Source organism: Fructobacillus apis (assembly GCF_023893635.1).
GTDB lineage: Bacteria > Bacillota > Bacilli > Lactobacillales > Lactobacillaceae > Fructobacillus > Fructobacillus apis.
Genome location: NZ_JAMWYK010000003.1, coordinates 125,155 through 143,492, shown reverse-complemented (window position 1 = coordinate 143,492; position 18,338 = coordinate 125,155). Strand labels below are relative to the sequence as shown.

The window sequence follows — 18,338 nt, the reverse complement described above, 5'->3', positions numbered from 1 at the left end:
CGAACACAGAAGTTAAGCTCTTTAGCGCCAAAAGTAGTTGCCGGAACGCTGGCTGCGAGGATAGGACGACGCGATGCTAAAGCCTTTAAAACAACGGTTGTACCAATGGTACGCTGTTGTTTTTTTTATTATTAACGTTTAAAATATAGTCAATAACAAGTTTTTAAATGTCTGAGAACCTGTCGGTGAAATTGAGGTGATTCATATGGAAATGGAACGAATTAACGATAACACCATCCGGGTAATGGTCGAAAATGAGGATCTTAAGGATCGCGGAACGTCTGTCCGTGACCTTCTTTCAGACCGGAATAAAATTGAATCTTTCTTCTACAATATCCTGTCAGAATTAGACACTGACGACGATTTTGTAGACAATGACAAGGTTTCCTTCCAGGTTTTGCCAAATCAAAACGGGTTGGAATTATTCATCTCACGATTAGATGAAGAAGGGGCATTGGGTGATTTGCTCGCCTCCCTTTCCGAACGTGACGAAGAACAACCCCAGCCGGATAATGGTATTCCAGCAATGGACGACTTGTCACTGGAACAAAAGACTGCCTTGCAGGGTTCCGATGGCGTCGAAGTTGAACATGACAAGCCGGTTAACGGCCGCATCGATACCATCGTCTTGGATAGCTTTGACGATCTGCTCGCCTTGGTCGCTCTGTTGGAAGACTTCAGCGGTCACTCAGCTGCCTACCGTTACAACGGTGCCTACTACTTGACCCTGGATTCACGCTACCTCGACATGACGGCGGCGGATCGCAACGCTTTGTATGCTACGCTCATCGAATACGGTCGCTTTGCTAAGCAGACGGTGACCTTCCTAGGAGAACACGGCGACGTACTCTTCGAAGAAGGGGCCGTTCAGTCATTGAACAAAATCTTTTCCGCAGCCGAATAAGTCATGAAGGAATGAAGTAATTCCGGTATAATGGCTGTATCATCTTTAATTGGAGTTACTTTATGCAAATCTTTAGCTTTATTTCCTTAATCTTATTCTTTATCTTGGTCTTCTACGTTGGGTCTGCTGCGAGCGCTAACTTACTTGCTCGTCGTCGCGGAACGGTCTTGAAGGCGGAAGCTTTCATCGACAAGCACAATGAAGAAAACGGTCAATTGATTGACGTTCGTGAAAAGGAACCCTTCAAGCGTTCACACTTAAAGGGTGCTCGCAACATGCCTGCCTTGACTTTTAGCCAAGGAAAGTCTGGATTGCGTAAGGACATGCCAATCTTTGTTTACGGTGACACGCTTTCTGCAGCGGCTGGTGTTGCCAAGCGTCTTCGCAAAGAAGGGGCACAAAAGAACATGCTTTTCTTGATGGCCGGTGGTTTCCGTGCTTTCCAAGCAAAGCAAAAGCGTTAATTTGGCGCAAAAAAAAGAATCGCCAGAAGCGATTCTTTTTATTTGACTTCAATTATTAGAAACGTGATTGGTGAGCCGCCTTTGAGCGACGAACAGCAGTCTTAGAAACCTCTTCGTATTCCGCGTCTGCCTTTTCTTGAGGGGCCACAACCGCCTTCTTATAACCGAAATGCGGATACCGCGGCCGTGATTACTGATCCGACGATTCCTGCTGCTAAACCTGCTTTAAATCCTTTAGCCATCATCTTCTCCTTTTGTTAATTTACGTCTATTATCGTTGATTTTCGCCGGTTTGTAAACGGCAATCAGCAGAAAAGAGTATTATGCCGAAAATTCCAATCGTTGTCATCGCTGGTCCAACCGCCTCTGGTAAGTCGGACTTGGCCATGGCACTCGCCGAACAATTCAACGGGGAACTCGTCTCCGCCGATTCGCTCCAGGTCTATAAAAACCTGGACATTGGGACCGCAAAGGCAACTGCTGAAGAAAGAAAGCGGGTGCCACAGCATCTCTTGGATTTGGTTGACGAAGATGCCAGTTTCACGGTGGCAGACTTTATAAAAGAAGCCGATAAGGCCATTCTGGACATTTCGTCGCGTGGTAAGCTACCAATCGTCGTTGGTGGAACCGGCTTTTACGTGAAGGCCCTCCTCGGCCAGCAAGCCCTTGAATACGGAGAGTCAAACGAGGAAGAGGTCAAGAAGGACAGTGCCCTGCCGTTGGCCGACCTCGTGGCAAAGCTGAAGGGGTTAGCAAACGAGGACTTTGTTTCTTCCGTTGACTTAAACAACAAGACCCGCGTGGTACGGGCCATTCAAAAGGCGAAGATGACCCCTCAAAAGTCGGCGGCGAGCCGCCCCGACTACGATCCTTTGGTGTTGGCGCTCGATTGGCCAAGAGAGGTCTTGTACGACCGAATTAACCGCCGCGTCGACATCATGATGGATGCCGGACTCGAAAACGAGGCCCGCGTTTTGTTTGAACTTGGTGGATCAAACGTGCAGGCCGGGCGGGGCATCGGCTATAAGGAGTTCTACCCATACTTTGAGTCGGACGTGACTTTGAAAGAAGTCGTCGAAGCCATCCAGCAGGACTCAAGACGGTATGCCAAAAGACAATTAACGTATTGGCGTCATCAAATTGTTGGTTTACAATGGATTGACGGGCAAGATGCAAAAGCAATCGCCGAAGAAAAAGTGCGTGCTTTTTTGAACGCGCGTGACTGATGGGAGATTAAAATGGATTATTCACAAGCATTACTCGATTTGCGTGATGGAAAAATTGACGAAATCGACGTGACACCTGAAACCTTTACAGACTTTCAAAAAGCCTGGTCCGAGTTTCCTTATCAGAACACGGTTACGGGCATCGCGCACCGTGCTGGACGAGTGACTTACGTTCGTTCAAAATAGGGTGTTGCTAGCATATATTTGTGCTACAATATTAGCAAGTAAACTAAAATATTAAAATATGGTCAGTCATGGACTGACCCCTAATTGAGAGGCAAGACTGTGGCATTATCATTTGGACAACATAACGTTGGTATCGACTTGGGTACGTCAAACACGTACGTATACGTTGAAGGTAAGGGAATCGTATTGCGCGAACCTTCAGTGGTCGCAAAGAACACGGAATCTGGTGAAATCATCGCCGTTGGATCAGAAGCACGCGAAATGCTTGGCCGTACGCCAGCATCAATCTCTGCTATCCGTCCAATGCGTGACGGTGTGATCGCCGATTACGACACGACCGTTGCCATGATTTCATACTACTTGAAGAAGGCTTTGGGTGGTCGCGTTGGAAAGCCATTCGTAACGCTTGGTGTTCCTGCTAAGATTACGGCCGTTGAACGTCGTGCCGTTATCGACGCTGCCCGCGTTGCTGGTGCACGTGACGCCTACGTATTGGAAGAACCATTCGCCGCAGCCATCGGTGCAGGTTTGCCAGTTATGGAACCAACCGGTTCAACGGTTGTGGACTTTGGTGGTGGAACGACTGACGTTGCCACGATTTCCCTTGGTGGAATCGTGTCATCACGTTCAACGCGCTTTGCCGGCGACAAGTTAAACGAAGCCATCATCTCTTACGTTCGAAACAACAACAACTTGGCCATTGGTGAAACGACGGCGGAACGTTTGAAGATTGAAGTTGGAACGGTTTCTTTGCAAGATGCAAAGGGCATGCCAGCTTCAACGGCTCGTGGTCGTGACTTGTTGACTGGCTTGCCAAAGACCATCGAAGTGCCAGCCATCGACGTGGCACAAGCCATCCAAGACCCTGTGAACGAAATCGTGAACGCCATTCGCGAAACGTTGGAATCAACGCAACCTGAAATTGCGGCCGACGTTATCGACCACGGAATGGTCTTGACTGGTGGTGGCGCGCAACTCCGTGGTTTGCCAGAAATGATTGAAACGGTAACGAAGGTTTCTGTCATCGTTGCTGAAGAACCAATGGACGCCGTTGTAAAGGGTGTCGGAGAATCATTGAAGTCATTGGACATCTTGCGCCGTAACTAAACTTTGTCTGATAAAGCGTAGCGCTTGCGCTACGCTTTTCTTTGTCAAAGAGCAAAAGGAAGTATTGTATGCGTAAAATCTTTTCATCCAGGACCTTGGTCTTGTTAATGGTTGGTATCTTGGTCGTCGTTGGTTTGATTGCCGGATCCAACTGGTGGGCTAAGAAAACAAACAATCCACCATTCTTCCAACGAGTGGTGAATGATTTATCCGGTGGAATGTCAAAGGTCATCTCCGTGCCATCGAACGCCGTTGGTCATCGTGCCAACTCTTTGGCCAACTTGTTGAACACCTTCTCTGAAAACAAAGCATTGAAGGCAAAGCTCGACGGTTACGCCCAAAACAAGGTGCGCTTGCAAACGGTTCAAGAAGAAAACGAAGCCTTGAAAAAGCAACTGAAGCTGAAGAAGACGTTGACGGACTACGAAACCATTCCAGCCGTCACGATTTCTCGCTCACCAACGACGTGGAACTCACAGCTTGTCATCGACAAGGGGGCGCGTTCTGGTTTGAAGAAGGGGATGCCCGTCATGGGTGAATCCGGTGTTATTGGAATCATTTCCGAGGTGAACACGGTGAACGCGAAGGTTGCCTTGATTTCGGATACGAGTGAAGATTCCAACCGCTTTGCCATTACGGTTCGGTCTGGTTCCGGCGACGTTCATGGAATCGTCACGGACTACGACGCTGACAAGAAGATGTTGGTCATGGGATCCGTACCAAACTCCGCAAACTTGAACAAGGATGACACCGTTGTCACTTCTGGTTTGGGTGGTAAGATTCCATCCGGCTTGTTAGTTGGTAAGATTGCAGACGTGACGTCTGATTCATACGGTCTTTCAAAGAAGATTTACATTCAACCAAGCTCAGACTTGTCCAAGATTGCAACCGTCTTGGTCGCAAAGAGCAGTTTGGAGTCTTAAATGTCTAGTTGGCAATTTTTTCGATTAAACATCATTTTCCCACTCATCATGGTTTTGTTGTTCTTGTTGGACGGCAACCTGACCGCATCTCTTGGAAACTTCCTGATGCGCGGATCCCTTCACGCCGTGCCAATGTTGACACTGATCTGGTTCTTTTACGCCATTCAATTCGGCGTGATGGACAAGATGCCATTTTACGCGTACGTGGTAACCATTGGTGTCTTGTACGACATTTTTTACACGGGAATTCTTGGAACCTACACGGTGGCTTTCTTAGCTGGGACGTTCGTGATGGAACGCCTCCAACCATACTTTGACAGCCGAATGATGTCGGGCCTCTTGCTCTTTTTGATTGGGATGCTCGTCTACCTGGCAGCAACCTACTTCGCTGGAAAAATCATTGGTGTGGCCCATGTTTCCCACCTGGCTTTTTTCATCTTCTTGTTATTGCCAACTTCGGTCTTTAACTTGATTTTGGCAGCCCTCTTCTATTATCCGAGCTGGTCCTTGCTGCAACGCTTGGGATAAGCTTGCACTTTTTGGGATTGCCCGTTATAATTAAGCATGATTTAAATCGTTGACTAGGCAAGTAGCAAGCGGGTTCTTTTCAGGAAGCTCACGGTTATTGGAAGTGAGTAAGAACCGCTGGTGAACCACCCCTAGGAGTGCGTTGGTGAACCTTTAGTAGCCATCGTCGGTTGTGCCCGTTACGCACGAACGTTATGAACGTTATGAGGCCTATTTAGTGATAGATGGGCAACTAAGAGGTGGGACCGCGTCTTTTCGCCCTCTAAGCAATCTTGCTTGGGGGGCTTTTTCTATGGAATTTATTTTGGAGTAATTATGGCAAATCTAATGAGCTTTCTACCCGGCATCCTCGCCGGATTAAAGATGACTTTGGGCGTCTTTTTCATTACGATAATCGGATCAATCCCATTGGGAATTTTGGCTTCCCTTGGAATGAAGTCACCATACTTCACCATCCGTTGGTTGGTGAACGGCTACATCTGGATCATGCGTGGAACGCCACTCTTGCTCCAGTTGATTTTCATCTACTATGGTTTAGCAACCATTGGTTTGCCATTCTCACGTTTTGAAGCAGCCGCCTTTGCTTTCATCATCAACTACGCCGCCTACCTCGCGGAAATCTTCCGTGGTGGTTTGCAAGCTGTGCCAAAGGGACAGTTCGATGCCGCCAAGGTGCTTGGCTTGTCAAAGACTCAGACCTTCTTCAAGGTTGTGTTGCCACAGGTAATCAAGATTGTCGTGCCTTCCTTTGGTAACGAAGTCGTGAACCTGGTCAAGGATACGTCTTTGATTTACGTGATTGGATTGGGCGACATCTTGCGCGCCGGTTCCATTGCGGCCAGCCGTGACGTGACCTTGATTCCCTACCTGTTGGTGGGTGTCATCTACCTGTTGATGACGGCCATTGTGACGCTGATCTTGCGCTCATCTGAAAAGCGCTTGAACGTTTGGAGGTAACAGATGATTAAAATTGAAAACTTATCCAAAAGTTACGGCGAAAAAGTCATCTTTAAAGACTTGTCAATGAACCTCGAAAACGGTGAGATTTTGGCGGTCTTGGGTCCTTCTGGTATCGGAAAGACCACCTTTATCAAGACCTTAACTGGTTTGGAAGAAGCACAGTCCGGAACCGTCGACATTGATGGTGAAGAATTTCAGGTCGGGGATAACGACTTGACGGCGAAGATTGGTTTGATTTTCCAGGACTTCAACCTCTTCCCACACCTCACGGTGAAGAAGAACATTACGTTGGCCCCCGTTTTGACAAAGACCTTGTCTGAAAAAGAAGCCGCAAAGCGCGCCGACTCTTTACTTGAAAAGCTTGGTTTGACGGAACAAGGAGACTTGTATCCCTACCAACTTTCTGGTGGGCAAAAGCAACGTGTCGGCATCGCCCGTGCCTTGGCGATGAACCCGCAGGTGATTGCCTACGACGAACCAACATCTGGTTTGGATGAAAAGGCAACTAAGCAGGTGGCCGACGTGATGCTTTCCTTAAAAGAGGAGGGCGTTGCCCAGCTTGTTGTGACCCACGACTTGCCTTTTGCAAAGGAAGTAGCGGATCAGACCTTTGATTTTGAAAAAGAGGTAAAGCGCTCGTGATTTCAAAGAAGAGAAAAATCATCGTGAATACTCTGGTGGCTTTCTTCTTTTTCGTCGGGCTCATCTGGGCGGCCGTTGTCGTTTCAAAACCGGGCGACCAGTCGGCTCGTCCTGACCAATGGGATCGGATTCAATCTGAAAAGACGATCACCATCGGGTTGGACGATACCTTTGTGCCAATGGGCTTCCGCGATAAGCAGGGAAAGTTGATTGGATTTGATATCGATTTGGCTGAAAAAGTTTTTGCCAACCTTGGCATTAAGGTCAAGTGGCAAACCATCGATTGGACCATGAAGGAAACCGAGTTGAACACCGGAAACATCGATTTGCTTTGGAACGGGTACACCAAGACTCCGGAACGCGCGAAGCAGGTGGCCTTTTCAAAGGATTACCACCAGGCTAAGTTGACGCTTGTGGTGAATAAGACGTCGGGCATTCGTCGCTTCTCGGATATGACTGGAAAGTCTCTTGGAATTCAAACGGGTTCCTCTGCGGAAACCGATTTGAACGCCCACCCCGATGTGCTGAAGAAGTACCTTGCTGGCCGTGAGGCCGTCGGATACGACAGCTTCGACAAGGCCTTTACGGACTTGAATGCTAAGCGTATCGACGGGATTCTCGTTGACGAGGATTACGCTCGCTACTACATCGAACATCAGGCGAATCCAGACGACTACGCGTTGCTTTCTGGTGACTTCCAACCGTCAGAAGACGTTGTTGGAATGCGTAAGAGCGACCATGGCTTGCAAAAGGCCATTAACCGCGAACTGGACCGACTCCAAAAAGACGGCTTTATTAACGCTCTTGAAGAGCGCTGGTTTGGGCCTCGTCCAGCGATGAAAAAAGAAATGAATTAGAAACAGCCGTCATTGTGCTCCCAATCTGATGATTGGGCCAAGGCGGCTTTTTTAGGAGAAAAACATGGCAGAAACTTGGCAAGAAAACGATTGGCTTCTTTCCCTACAACAAAGCCAGAAAGAAAATACGAATACGGTCATGGTCGCCTTTTCTCGTCCTGCATACAAGAAGCAGACGACGGAGCGTGCGCTGCTTTCATACCTACTGGCGGTCTGTTCTAAGCGCTACACCAATCAGCAGGAAGTGTCGCAGAAGCTGATGGATCTCTATGGGGCAACTTACGCTGTCAAAGTCTTGTCCTACGGGGACCAAAACCTACTCCTATTCTCTTTGACCTTTGTTCGAGAAGACGTTGTTGCAGAAGAAGGACTCACACAAGAAGCCCTGACGTTTTTAAAGGACATGGTCTTTGGGTTTGATGAAAAACTTCTTTCATCCGAGCCTAACCTGGTCGAAGCCGAACGTCAGAACTTGAAACAGGCCATCCTGTCTCGACACGACGACAAAGTACAACTCGCCTTGGATGAAGCCCGTCAGTTGGTCTTCTCAGATGAGAGCCTTCAGGAAAGTATTCTCGGTGATGCAGCAACCCTCGATGTGCTGTCCTTATCTGATTTGAAGTTGGCCTACGAGGACATGCTCTCAAATGACACCCGCTTGTTTGCTTGTTCCGGAACCCTCGCTAAAAAGGACGTGGAAGAAAGTATGGCTACTTGGCCAAAAGCTGCGAAGGATGCCTCTGTTGAATATGCGGGCAAGGGCGAATTGGCACCGAATGGGAATAAGTCCATTGAAAAAGAGGGGCTCGGTCAGGCCGCTTTGGTGATGAACTACCGATTGGCCTTTGAACAAGTAGAACTTGGTTCCTTGGTTGTTGCCAACGCACTCTTTGGTGGCACGGCAGCCAGCCGCCTTTTCCGCGTAGTCCGTGAAAGAGAAAGCCTTGTGTACAACATTTCCTCCCGCTTGCAAGCCGACTTGAACTTAATGACGGTCGTTGCCGAATGTCCGAAAGACAAGGTAAACCGAGTGAAGAAAATGGTTAACCGGGAATTGGCCGACCTTGCGGATGGCAACATTGTCGAAGACGAATTGAAGCGGGCCAAGCAGACTGTTTTGAACGATCGATTGATTCGAATGGATTCACCGACCTTCGTCAACCTCGAAGCGCTCTTAAAGATGATTCAAAAAGACCCCATCCAAAACGAGGAGTTGATGAAGCAGATTGAGGAAGCCTCTTGTGCATCTGTTTCGAAATTAGCTCGTCAAATTACTGAACAGAGCACGCTTATTTTGTCTGGGAAGGAGGTCGAAGATGACTCTTAAAGAAGAACGTTTAACCTTTACTACAAACGATGGCCTCACGGTTAATTTAATCCAAAAGCCGGGTTACAAACAAAGTATCGGTGCCATCACGGCACGCTTTGGTTCACTGACGAATACCTTTGTGGATGAAACGGGTAAAACCGTTTCCGTCCCTGCCGGAACCGCCCACTTCTTGGAACACAAGCTCTTTGATAAGGAAGATGGGGATGCCTTAGTTGGTTTCTTGGACCGTGGTGCGGATGCCAATGCCTTTACGTCCAACACGGCGACTTGCTACTACTTCACGGCAACGAGCCAGTTAGAAGAGAATCTGGACCATCTGATGACCTTCGTAGAAGAACCTTACTTCACCCAGGAGAAGGTCGACCGAGAAAAGGGCATCATTGAAGAAGAGATTTCTTCCTACGCCGACGATCCGTTCTGGATGCTCTACCAAGGAATCCTAAAGGCAGCCTATCCTGATTCGGCCATCGGTGAAGACATCGCCGGTAGCAAGGAAAGCATCGCCACCATTACCCCTGAATTGCTGTATTCGGTATACGAACGGTTCTACCAACCAAAGAACTTGGTGTTAACGGTTGTTGGTGATTTTGATCAAGAGAACCTACGCCGTTTTATTGAACAAAAACAGCAGACCTTCAACAAGAAGGCGTTGCCACTTGAACAGCACAATTTCAGCCGGCCGATTGAACCCATCGCAGTGCAAGAAACAAAACACTACCCAATCAGTCAACCAAAATTGGCCATGCTGGCCGGCCTGCCACTTGCTTCCCATCCACTTTCTGGAGAAGAACGCGTGAAGGAACGCCTCATGGCCGAATTCGCCTTCGACCTCGTCTTCGGCGAACAGACGGCTTGGTATCAAGAACAGTATCAAAAGGGTGTGCTAGGGGATGACTTCGACTATGAGATTGAGAGTAGCGGACCTTACTTTTTCGTGACGTTCTTTTCCGCTGGTGAAAATGTGAACCAGCAGATTGAAATCATTCAAAAGCGTTTCGGGGATGCAAAGGCCGTTCTGAAACGGGCCGAAGGCGACTTTACCCGCTTGAAAAAAGCCCTAATCGGAGAAAATATCAGTGCGATGGACCGGCTCTCAAAGCTCGCTTTAGACGAGGATTTAGCCTTGTACGGTCTAAGTTACTTTGATAAAATGAGACTAATAACACAGTTTAGATTCTGTGATATCGAAGAATACAGTCAGCAGGCCTTATTTGATGGTTTGCTCACGCGTTTTATGATAAAGAAGTAGAAATATGGTTGAAAAATTAACAAGTGAAGTTCGGGAACAATTAAAAGAAGCTCGCGAAAAAAAGGGGTACACCTTTGAAGAACTCGGTGAGATGACTAAGATTCAACCGAAGTTCTTGCAAGCCATCGAAGAAGACGATTCCGATGTGTTGCCAAGTCCCTTTTATACACGGGCCTTTGCCAAGAAGTTTGCCCAGGCAGTGGACTTGAACCCTGACGACTTATTTGAAGAAGTGGACTTCGATCCATACGTCGCTTCCGATTTGACTTACGCACACCGTGACGAAGACGGTATCGTCCGTGCCGGTGTGAACTCAACGGAAACGTTTAAGTCACGCTTCCGCGGCCTCATCCCAAAGATTTGGTTGGCCATCATCTTGGTGGCCGTTTTGGCCGTCGTTTGGTTTGTAATTACGCGCATCTCTGGTGCTAACAACAACTCATCGGACGACACGGTTCACGTTGCTTCTTCATCCGTTCCACAATCTTCATCCATTTCATCTTCATCTTCTGCAAACAACTTGAAGTTGGAGAATCCACAAACGGATAACAACGCCAAGAAGACGACTTACAATGTTGCCAACTCATTGACGCAGGGTCACAAGTTGGTCATCAAGGGTCAAGACAACGGCTCAACTTTGAAGGTAACGGATAACAACAACAAGGTCTTGTTCGAAAAGAACATTGCTAAGGATGCGGAAGAAAGCGTTGAATTGCCTGCTAACACTGCCAACGTGACGGTGCTTGCCGGTAACATCACGCACGTCAACATGACGTTGAACAACCAGCACGTTGATGTACCAAACTTGCCAGCAAACACGACCACTTGGTCTGTTCTCTTTAACTTCAACAAGTAAGGAAGAAAAAATGAATTTACCAAATAAATTAACGATCTTTCGGATTATCTTGATTCCCGTCTTCATGATTTTGCTTTCATGGCCGGGAGAAGAAGCGGCAGTCTTCATGCCACTTCCTGAATGGAATTGGGTGTTGGCGGCCTTGGTCTTTGCCATCGCCTGCATCACCGATTTCTTGGACGGTCAGATTGCCCGTCGCCAAAAGTTGGTTACGAACTTCGGTAAGTTTTTCGACCCATTGGCCGACAAGCTCTTGGTCATGACCGCCTTGATTTACCTCACGGCCTTCTTGCAAGTACCGGCCTGGGTAACGACGGTTATCGTTATTCGTGAACTCGCGGTTACTGGATTGCGTACGTTGATCGTTGAAAACAACGGAACGGTATTAGCAGCCGCTTGGCCAGGTAAGATTAAGACATTCACGCAAATGTTTGCCATTCTCTTCTTGTACTTGAAGGATTGGCCATTCTCACTCATGAACTTCCCATTGGGTGAAATTCTTTTGTACGTTGCCGTGATCTTTACGGTTTACTCAGGAATTGATTACTTCTGGCAAAACCGCTCGGTTTTTGCTGACGGATTATAAGCGCATTAGGCGCTTTTTTCGTTTCATTAGGTGGGCGAAAAAGAAATGCGAACAAATGTTCGAAAAACCCTTGCTTTTTCAAAAACATATCCGTACACTATGAATAGACGAGAAGGAGTTTTCAAATGGTAGCAAAGAAAACGAGTGACTCAAAGAAGGACGGGCGTCAAGCCGCGTTGAACGAAGCGCTCAAAAAAATTGAAAAGAACTTTGGTAAGGGATCCATCATGACGTTGGGTGACAACCAAACGACACAGATTGCCACTTCACCATCTGGTTCTGTAAAGTTGGACGTTGCCTTGGGTGTCGGTGGATATCCTAAGGGCCGTATCGTGGAAGTTTATGGACCAGAATCATCTGGTAAGACGACCATTGCCTTGCACGCGGTTGCTGAAATCCAAAAGAACGGTGGAACGGCCGCTTACATCGATGCCGAAAACGCATTGGACGTGAAGTATGCTGAAGCCCTTGGTGTTAAGAAGGACGAATTGCTTTTGTCACAGCCTGACACTGGTGAACAAGGATTGGAAATTGCCGATGCCTTGGTTCAATCCGGTGCCGTTGACATGATTGTTGTCGATTCCGTTGCCGCCTTGGTTCCACGTGTTGAAATCGAAGGTGAAATGGGCGATGCCCACGTTGGGTTGCAGGCGCGTTTGATGTCTCAAGCCTTGCGTAAGTTGGCGGGGACGTTGAACCGTACTGGAACGATTGCCATCTTCATCAACCAGATTCGTGAAAAGGTTGGGGTGATGTTTGGTAACCCTGAAACCACGCCTGGTGGACGTGCGTTGAAGTTCTACTCAACGGTTCGTTTGGAAGTCCGTCGTTCAACACAAATCAAAGACGGTTCCGATGTCACTGGTAACTTGACGAAGGTAAAGGTCGTGAAGAACAAGGTCGCTCCACCATTTAAGGTGGCCGAAGTCGACATCATGTATGGAAAGGGGATTTCTCAAACTGGAGAAATTCTTGACTTGGCCGTCGAGCAGGACATCGTGGATAAGGCTGGTTCCTGGTACGCCTACGAAGGTGAACGAATCGGTCAGGGACGTGAAAAGGCCAAGGAGTACTTGGATGATCCTGAACACGCCGCGATGCGTGAAGAGTTGTACCGCCTGGTTCGTAATGCTTACGGCATTGGGGACGAAGCGGCAACCGAAGCTGGTCCTGATGAATCAGATCAAGCCGAAGCAGCCACAAAGGCTGATGATGGTTTAACTGACGAACCAATCATTTAAAAATTTATCAATTTCATAACTGAATAAATTCAATAAAAGACGTCTTGGACGTCTTTTTTTGTTATAATGGCCTTGTCCTTAACGTGTTAAATTGTTTGTCCTTTAAGATAATTCAATTGGTGTTTAGGACATTTTTTCTGTTGTTAGTACATCTTTTGCACTCAGTGGGGAGAAAAACGCTCATGCAAAGATCGCATCGCGGGTCCATTATTACGACCCTTGTCGTCGTTTTGTTGGCAGCTCTTTTGGTATATGCATACCAAACAAGAGACAGCGGACATAACAGTGCACCGATCACAGCGGTCGGCTCAACTGCACTCCAACCCTTGGTCGAAGCAGCTGGTGAAGATTTTCAAAAGCAAAATCCTGGTACTTCTGTCACGGTTCAAGGTGGTGGGTCCGGTACTGGGCTGTCACAAATTTCTCAGGGAGCTGTTTCTCTTGGGAATTCTGATTTATACGCCGAAGAAAAGAAGGGGATCGAAGCCAAAAATTTGGTTGATCACCGAGTAGCTGTTGTCGGCATCGTGCCAATAATGAACCAAAGCACTGGCGTTACAAACTTGACGCTTGAACAGTTGACTGACATTTTCACTGGAAAAGTCAAAAACTGGAAGGAAGTCGGCGGAAAGGACCAGGCCATTGTCTTGGTTAACCGTGCGGCGGGATCAGGTACACGAGCAGCCTTTGAAAAGTGGGGAATGAACAACGCCCAATCAAAGGAAGCCCAGGAACAGGATTCTTCTGGAATGGTTAAGTCCATCGTGAAGACCACACCAGGTGCTATCTCATACGTTGCCTTTGCCTACAAGTCAAACGACGTAACGATGGCCACGGTGAACGGCGTTGAACCTACCAATGAAAACGTTGAAAACGGTTCTTATCCAATCTGGTCATACGAACACATCTATACGAATGGAAAGGGAACGGCGCAAGTTCAAAAGTTCTTGGACTACATGGGGTCTGATTCCTTCCAAAAGAAGTATGTCGAACGACTCGGCTATATTTCTGTGAATAAGATGAAAATTGACCGTGACCTAAACGGAAACGTGACGCAGTTGCAAAAGGGATAGTTCAATAATGGATTTAATCACTGAAAAAATTAAAAAAACGTCCTTATCAACCAAGCAGGATCGATTCGGAAAGGCCATCTCCATCTTAGCCTTGCTCTTTATCGCTTCCATCGTCGTGTTGATTTTTGGATTCGTCATCACGCGCGGATTCGCGACGTTTACAACAAACAAAGTTAACTTTTTTGATTTCTTGTTCGGTCAGAACTGGAACCCAAGTGTCGTCGATAAAAAGACTGGCATGCCTGGGGTTGGTGCTGCACCGTTAATTATTGGTTCTCTTGCAGTGACTTTCTTAGCTGCCTTGATTGCCACGCCTTTCGCCATTGGTACGGCGGTCTTCATGACCGAAGTAGCCAAGAAGAAGGGGGCTAAAATTATGCAACCAGTCATTGAATTGCTGGTTGGAATTCCTTCCGTTGTTTACGGAGTGATTGGTTTGACGGTTGTCGTGCCATTCGTTCGTAGTATCTTTGGAGGGACCGGGCTGGGTATCTTGTCCGGAACCATCGTGCTTTGTGTCATGATTCTACCAACGATTACGTCGATGACGGTCGATACGTTGAAGGCAGTGCCCCGTCACTACCGTGAATCAGCCTTAGCCATCGGGGCAACGCGCTGGCAGATGATATACAAGGTCATCTTGCGCGCTGCGACACCGGGTATCTTGACGGCCATCGTCTTTGGAATGGCCCGCGCCTTCGGTGAAGCCCTGGCCGTTCAAATGGTCATTGGTAACGCCGCCAACATGCCCGACTCTCTCGTGTCACCATCCGCTACGTTGACTTCTGTGTTGACGATGGGAATTGGAAACACGGTCATGGGCTCACTTCAAAACAACGTCCTCTGGTCATTGGCCATGATTTTGTTGTTGATGTCCCTTGTCTTTAACATTTTGATCCGCTGGATCGGACGTAAAGGAGAGTTGAAGTAATGAACGCAAAGACTGCTGATAAAGTCGCAACGGGTGTTATTTACGCCATTGCCGGCTCCGTCGCCCTCGTGTTGTTTGCCATGCTCGCCTTCATCTTGGTGCGTGGTTTACCACACCTTTCATGGCACTTTTTAACGAGCGCTGCTCGTTCCTTTGAAGCAGGTGGGGGAATTGGAATTCAATTGTTCAATTCCTTTTACCTGTTGATCTTAGCGATGGCCATTTCTTTTCCCATCGCTTTGGGTGCTGCCATTTACTTAAATGAATACGCAAAGAAGAACAGCCTCTGGGTATCGATCGTTCGGACGTCAATCGAAGTGATGTCATCACTTCCTTCCGTTGTTGTTGGACTCTTTGGTTTCTTGATTTTCGTTGTGAAGTTCAAGCTCGGTTTCTCCATTTTGTCTGGAGCCATTGCCTTGACCATCTTCAACTTACCAATTTTGACGCGCTCAATCGAAACATCATTGAGCCAGATTCCAAACCTGCAACGTGAAGCCGGTGCGGCCTTAGGTTTGTCACGTTTTGAAACCGTGATCCACATCATCTTGCCAGCATCCGTTCCATCCATCGTGACCGGAGTGGTGATTTCTGCAGGACGTGTCTTCGGTGAAGCCGCCGCCTTGATTTACACGGCTGGTCAATCAGCACCCACGTTGGACTTTACCGACTGGAACCCATTTAACATGGCATCGCCATTGTCACCGTTCCGACCTGCTGAAACACTGGCTGTTCACATCTGGAAGATTAATTCCGAAGGAATTATGCCGGATATTTCTGCCGTTTCTGCCGGAGCGTCTGCCGTATTGATTATTGTTGTCTTACTTTTCAACTTCTTAGCACGGCGACTCGGTCAACTTTTGTACAAGAAGTTAACGAAAGCGTGAGGTTAACATGACGAAAAAAGGTCAAGATTTAAAGCCGGTTTCGGAGTTTATCCCCGATAAAGCACCGGAACGTTTCATCTACCAGATGAACGAAGAAAAGCACGAAGTCGCTTTGAAGACCGAAGGTCTCCAAGTGCGCTACGGTGATAAGCTGGCGTTGTCCGAAGGAGATCTTTCCTTTGAACGCTATAAGATTACGTCATTGATTGGGGCTTCTGGTTCTGGTAAGTCAACCTTCCTTCGGTCACTGAACCGAATGAACGACGATGTTGCCGACGTTTCTGGAAAGATTATTTACCGTGACTTGGACATCAACTCCAAGGACATCGACGTGTACGAAATGCGCCGCCACATCGGAATGGTCTTCCAACGTCCAAACCCCTTTGCGAAATCCATCTATGACAACATCACCTTCCCGTTGACGCGTCGTGGTAAGTACACGAAGGAAAAGCTCGATGAAATCGTTGAAACGACGCTGAAGCAAGCCGCCCTTTGGGACCAGGTCAAAGACGAATTGAACAAGTCAGCCCTGGCCCTGTCTGGTGGACAAGCACAGCGTTTGGTGATTGCGCGTGCGTTGGCGTTGAAGCCAGACATTCTCTTGTTGGATGAGCCTTCATCAGCATTGGATCCGATTTCTTCAGCACAGTTTGAAGATACACTCCTCGAATTGAAGAAGCACTACACGATCATTATCGTGACGCACAACATGCAACAAGCAGCTCGTATTTCGGATTACACGGCTTTCTTCCACCAAGGAAAAGTCATTGAATACGATTTGACTCGTAAAATCTTTACTCGCCCAAAGGTCAAGTTGACCAACGATTATATCTCAGGTAATTTTGGATGACAGAAGAAAAAAGCATCTTAAGAACACGAAACGTGAAGCTCTGGTACGGCCAGAAAGAAGCCTTGCACGGCATCGATTTGGACTTCCCCGAAAAGGGAATCACGGCGTTGATTGGCCCTTCTGGGTCAGGTAAGTCAACCTACCTCCGTGCCTTGAACCGCATGCACGATTTGGAAGATAACATTACGGTAACCGGTTCCTTTGATTTCATGGGACAAGATATCTATGCGCCAACCACCGACACGGTGGAACTGCGTAAGAAGATTGGAATGGTGTTTCAACAACCGAATCCCTTCCCGTTCTCCATCTATGACAACGTGGCCTTCGGGTTGCGCTTGGCTGGTGTGAAGGACAAGGACGTCTTGGACAAGGCCGTCGAAGACTCATTGAAGGCCGCTTCCATCTGGGAAGAAGTAAAAGATAATCTGAACAAGTCTGCCCTCGGACTTTCTGGTGGTCAGCAACAACGAGTTTCAATCGCCCGTGTGTTGGCAACAAAGCCCGACCTCTTGCTCTTGGATGAACCAACGTCTGCTTTGGACCCGGTTTCAGCGCACAACATCGAAGAAACGTTGTTGGAATTGCGTGACCAGTACGCCATGATCATCGTGACGCACTCGCTTTCACAGGCCTCCCGAATTTCTGACCAAACCGCCTTCTTCTTGAACGGTAACATGGTCGAAAAGGGTGATACACGAAAGATTTTCATCGATCCAGAGAAGAAAGAAACGGCCGATTACATCTCGGGCCGCTTTGGATAAGGATCGTTTTTAGGGAGATTATGCCAGGAAGCTTGATTTGCGTTATCCTGGATAAGAAAGGACAAAACTATGCGTCGTTTATTTGATGAAGAATTAGCAGATTTGGATACGAACTTTACGGAAATGGGTGAGCAGGTTGCCAAGACGATTCAAGCAGCCGTTCAATCCTTTATTAAGCACGACCGTGAAGGTGCCCACAGCATCATTGATCACGATTACAAGATCAACGAACGCGAAGCGGCCTTGGAAAAGAAGACATTCGAAATGATTGCCCTTTACCAGCCGGTCACGACGGACTTGCGTGAAATCGTCACGATTTTGAAGGCCGTTTCCGTTTTGGAACGAATGGGGGATCAAGCGCGTAACATCGCAACGTCAACGATTCGTGTGAAGGGAACCAAGCACATCCACGCCATTGAAGAACAACTCGGTGAGATGGGTGAATTGGTTGCCACAATGGTTTCTGAGGTCATGTCTTACTACGTGAAGAATGATGCCTTGGGAGCCGAAGCAATCGCTGCGAAGAACCACCAGCTTTCCAATGCCGCTGCCAAAGTCCGTACCGACTCGGTTGACGGGATGAAGGAAGATTCAGAGTTGGTCGATTCAGCAGCCGATTATCTCGTGATTGCCGGTTACATCAAGCGAATTGGTGACTACACGACGGACATTGCCGAATGGATTGTTTATAAGCGAACGGGTAAGATTATCGAATTGAACCCAGGTTATAACTACTTTATCTAAAAAGCTGTATAAAACAAGCGGAAGCCCTTTGAT

General features: G+C 47.7%; 21 protein-coding genes and 1 other annotated feature. All 21 genes read left to right on the top strand.

What is annotated here, in order from left to right; translation table 11 throughout:
- Positions 1-205 precede the first annotated feature (205 nt).
- The 21 genes from NFX39_RS04190 (at position 206) to phoU (ending at position 18,305) form a co-directional block, all read left to right on the top strand.
- Positions 206-904: an adaptor protein MecA gene (locus tag NFX39_RS04190; protein ID WP_252443309.1), complete on the top strand. Its 699-nt coding sequence runs from the start codon at positions 206-208 to the stop codon at positions 902-904.
- Positions 905-966: 62 nt separating this feature from the next.
- Positions 967-1,368: a rhodanese-like domain-containing protein gene (locus NFX39_RS04185; RefSeq protein WP_252443307.1), complete on the top strand. Its 402-nt coding sequence runs from the start codon at positions 967-969 to the stop codon at positions 1,366-1,368.
- A 323-nt stretch (positions 1,369-1,691) separates the two neighbouring features.
- The gene (gene miaA, locus NFX39_RS04180; RefSeq protein WP_252443305.1) at positions 1,692-2,594 is read left to right on the top strand and encodes a tRNA (adenosine(37)-N6)-dimethylallyltransferase MiaA; all 903 of its coding nucleotides are present in this window, start codon (positions 1,692-1,694) and stop codon (positions 2,592-2,594) included.
- A gap of 12 nt (positions 2,595-2,606) precedes the next feature.
- On the top strand, positions 2,607-2,780 hold the full coding sequence (locus NFX39_RS04175; RefSeq protein WP_252443303.1) for a hypothetical protein: 174 nt from the start codon (positions 2,607-2,609) through the stop codon (positions 2,778-2,780).
- Positions 2,781-2,879: 99 nt separating this feature from the next.
- On the top strand, positions 2,880-3,887 hold the full coding sequence (locus tag NFX39_RS04170) for a rod shape-determining protein (protein ID WP_252443301.1): 1,008 nt from the start codon (positions 2,880-2,882) through the stop codon (positions 3,885-3,887).
- A gap of 68 nt (positions 3,888-3,955) precedes the next feature.
- On the top strand, positions 3,956-4,810 hold the full coding sequence (gene mreC, locus NFX39_RS04165) for a rod shape-determining protein MreC (protein WP_252443299.1): 855 nt from the start codon (positions 3,956-3,958) through the stop codon (positions 4,808-4,810).
- Positions 4,811-5,338 carry a rod shape-determining protein MreD gene (locus tag NFX39_RS04160; RefSeq protein WP_252443297.1) on the top strand — a complete coding sequence of 176 codons (528 nt, stop codon included), beginning with the start codon at positions 4,811-4,813 and terminating at the stop codon, positions 5,336-5,338.
- 40 nt (positions 5,339-5,378) lie between these two features.
- Positions 5,379-5,604 (top strand) — a binding site (T-box leader).
- A gap of 49 nt (positions 5,605-5,653) precedes the next feature.
- Positions 5,654-6,295: an amino acid ABC transporter permease gene (locus tag NFX39_RS04155; RefSeq protein ID WP_252443295.1), complete on the top strand. Its 642-nt coding sequence runs from the start codon at positions 5,654-5,656 to the stop codon at positions 6,293-6,295.
- Between the two features lie 3 nt (positions 6,296-6,298).
- Complete coding sequence (locus NFX39_RS04150; protein WP_252443293.1) at positions 6,299-6,940, top strand: amino acid ABC transporter ATP-binding protein; 642 nt, start codon at positions 6,299-6,301, stop codon at positions 6,938-6,940.
- Complete coding sequence (locus NFX39_RS04145) at positions 6,937-7,797, top strand: amino acid ABC transporter substrate-binding protein (RefSeq protein ID WP_252443291.1); 861 nt, start codon at positions 6,937-6,939, stop codon at positions 7,795-7,797. Before NFX39_RS04150 ends, NFX39_RS04145 begins: the two co-directional genes overlap by 4 nt.
- Positions 7,798-7,861: 64 nt before the next feature.
- On the top strand, positions 7,862-9,124 hold the full coding sequence (locus tag NFX39_RS04140; protein ID WP_252443289.1) for a M16 family metallopeptidase: 1,263 nt from the start codon (positions 7,862-7,864) through the stop codon (positions 9,122-9,124).
- Positions 9,114-10,376, top strand: coding sequence for an EF-P 5-aminopentanol modification-associated protein YfmH (gene yfmH, locus NFX39_RS04135; protein ID WP_252443287.1), 1,263 nt, complete (start codon positions 9,114-9,116; stop codon positions 10,374-10,376). Before NFX39_RS04140 ends, yfmH begins: the two co-directional genes overlap by 11 nt.
- 4 nt (positions 10,377-10,380) lie before the next feature.
- Entirely contained in the window at positions 10,381-11,232 is an 852-nt protein-coding gene (locus tag NFX39_RS04130; RefSeq protein WP_252443285.1) for a helix-turn-helix domain-containing protein, read from the top strand.
- Between the two features lie 10 nt (positions 11,233-11,242).
- Positions 11,243-11,818: a CDP-diacylglycerol--glycerol-3-phosphate 3-phosphatidyltransferase gene (pgsA, locus tag NFX39_RS04125; RefSeq protein ID WP_252443283.1), complete on the top strand. Its 576-nt coding sequence runs from the start codon at positions 11,243-11,245 to the stop codon at positions 11,816-11,818.
- Positions 11,819-11,943: 125 nt separating this feature from the next.
- Positions 11,944-13,059 (top strand): recombinase RecA, encoded by a 1,116-nt coding sequence (gene recA / locus NFX39_RS04120; protein ID WP_252443281.1) that lies wholly within the window; start codon positions 11,944-11,946, stop codon positions 13,057-13,059.
- A gap of 182 nt (positions 13,060-13,241) precedes the next feature.
- Positions 13,242-14,132: a phosphate ABC transporter substrate-binding protein PstS family protein gene (locus NFX39_RS04115; protein WP_252443279.1), complete on the top strand. Its 891-nt coding sequence runs from the start codon at positions 13,242-13,244 to the stop codon at positions 14,130-14,132.
- A gap of 7 nt (positions 14,133-14,139) precedes the next feature.
- Complete coding sequence (pstC, locus tag NFX39_RS04110; protein WP_252443277.1) at positions 14,140-15,063, top strand: phosphate ABC transporter permease subunit PstC; 924 nt, start codon at positions 14,140-14,142, stop codon at positions 15,061-15,063.
- Positions 15,063-15,950, top strand: a complete 888-nt coding sequence (gene pstA / locus NFX39_RS04105; protein WP_252443275.1) for a phosphate ABC transporter permease PstA — start codon at positions 15,063-15,065, stop codon at positions 15,948-15,950. Before pstC ends, pstA begins: the two co-directional genes overlap by 1 nt.
- A 7-nt stretch (positions 15,951-15,957) precedes the next feature.
- Positions 15,958-16,800, top strand: coding sequence for a phosphate ABC transporter ATP-binding protein PstB (gene pstB, locus NFX39_RS04100; protein ID WP_252443273.1), 843 nt, complete (start codon positions 15,958-15,960; stop codon positions 16,798-16,800).
- Entirely contained in the window at positions 16,797-17,561 is a 765-nt protein-coding gene (pstB, locus tag NFX39_RS04095; RefSeq protein WP_252443271.1) for a phosphate ABC transporter ATP-binding protein PstB, read from the top strand. Before pstB (NFX39_RS04100) ends, pstB (NFX39_RS04095) begins: the two co-directional genes overlap by 4 nt.
- Before the next feature lie 69 nt (positions 17,562-17,630).
- Positions 17,631-18,305: a phosphate signaling complex protein PhoU gene (gene phoU / locus NFX39_RS04090; RefSeq protein ID WP_252443269.1), complete on the top strand. Its 675-nt coding sequence runs from the start codon at positions 17,631-17,633 to the stop codon at positions 18,303-18,305.
- Positions 18,306-18,338 lie beyond the last annotated feature (33 nt).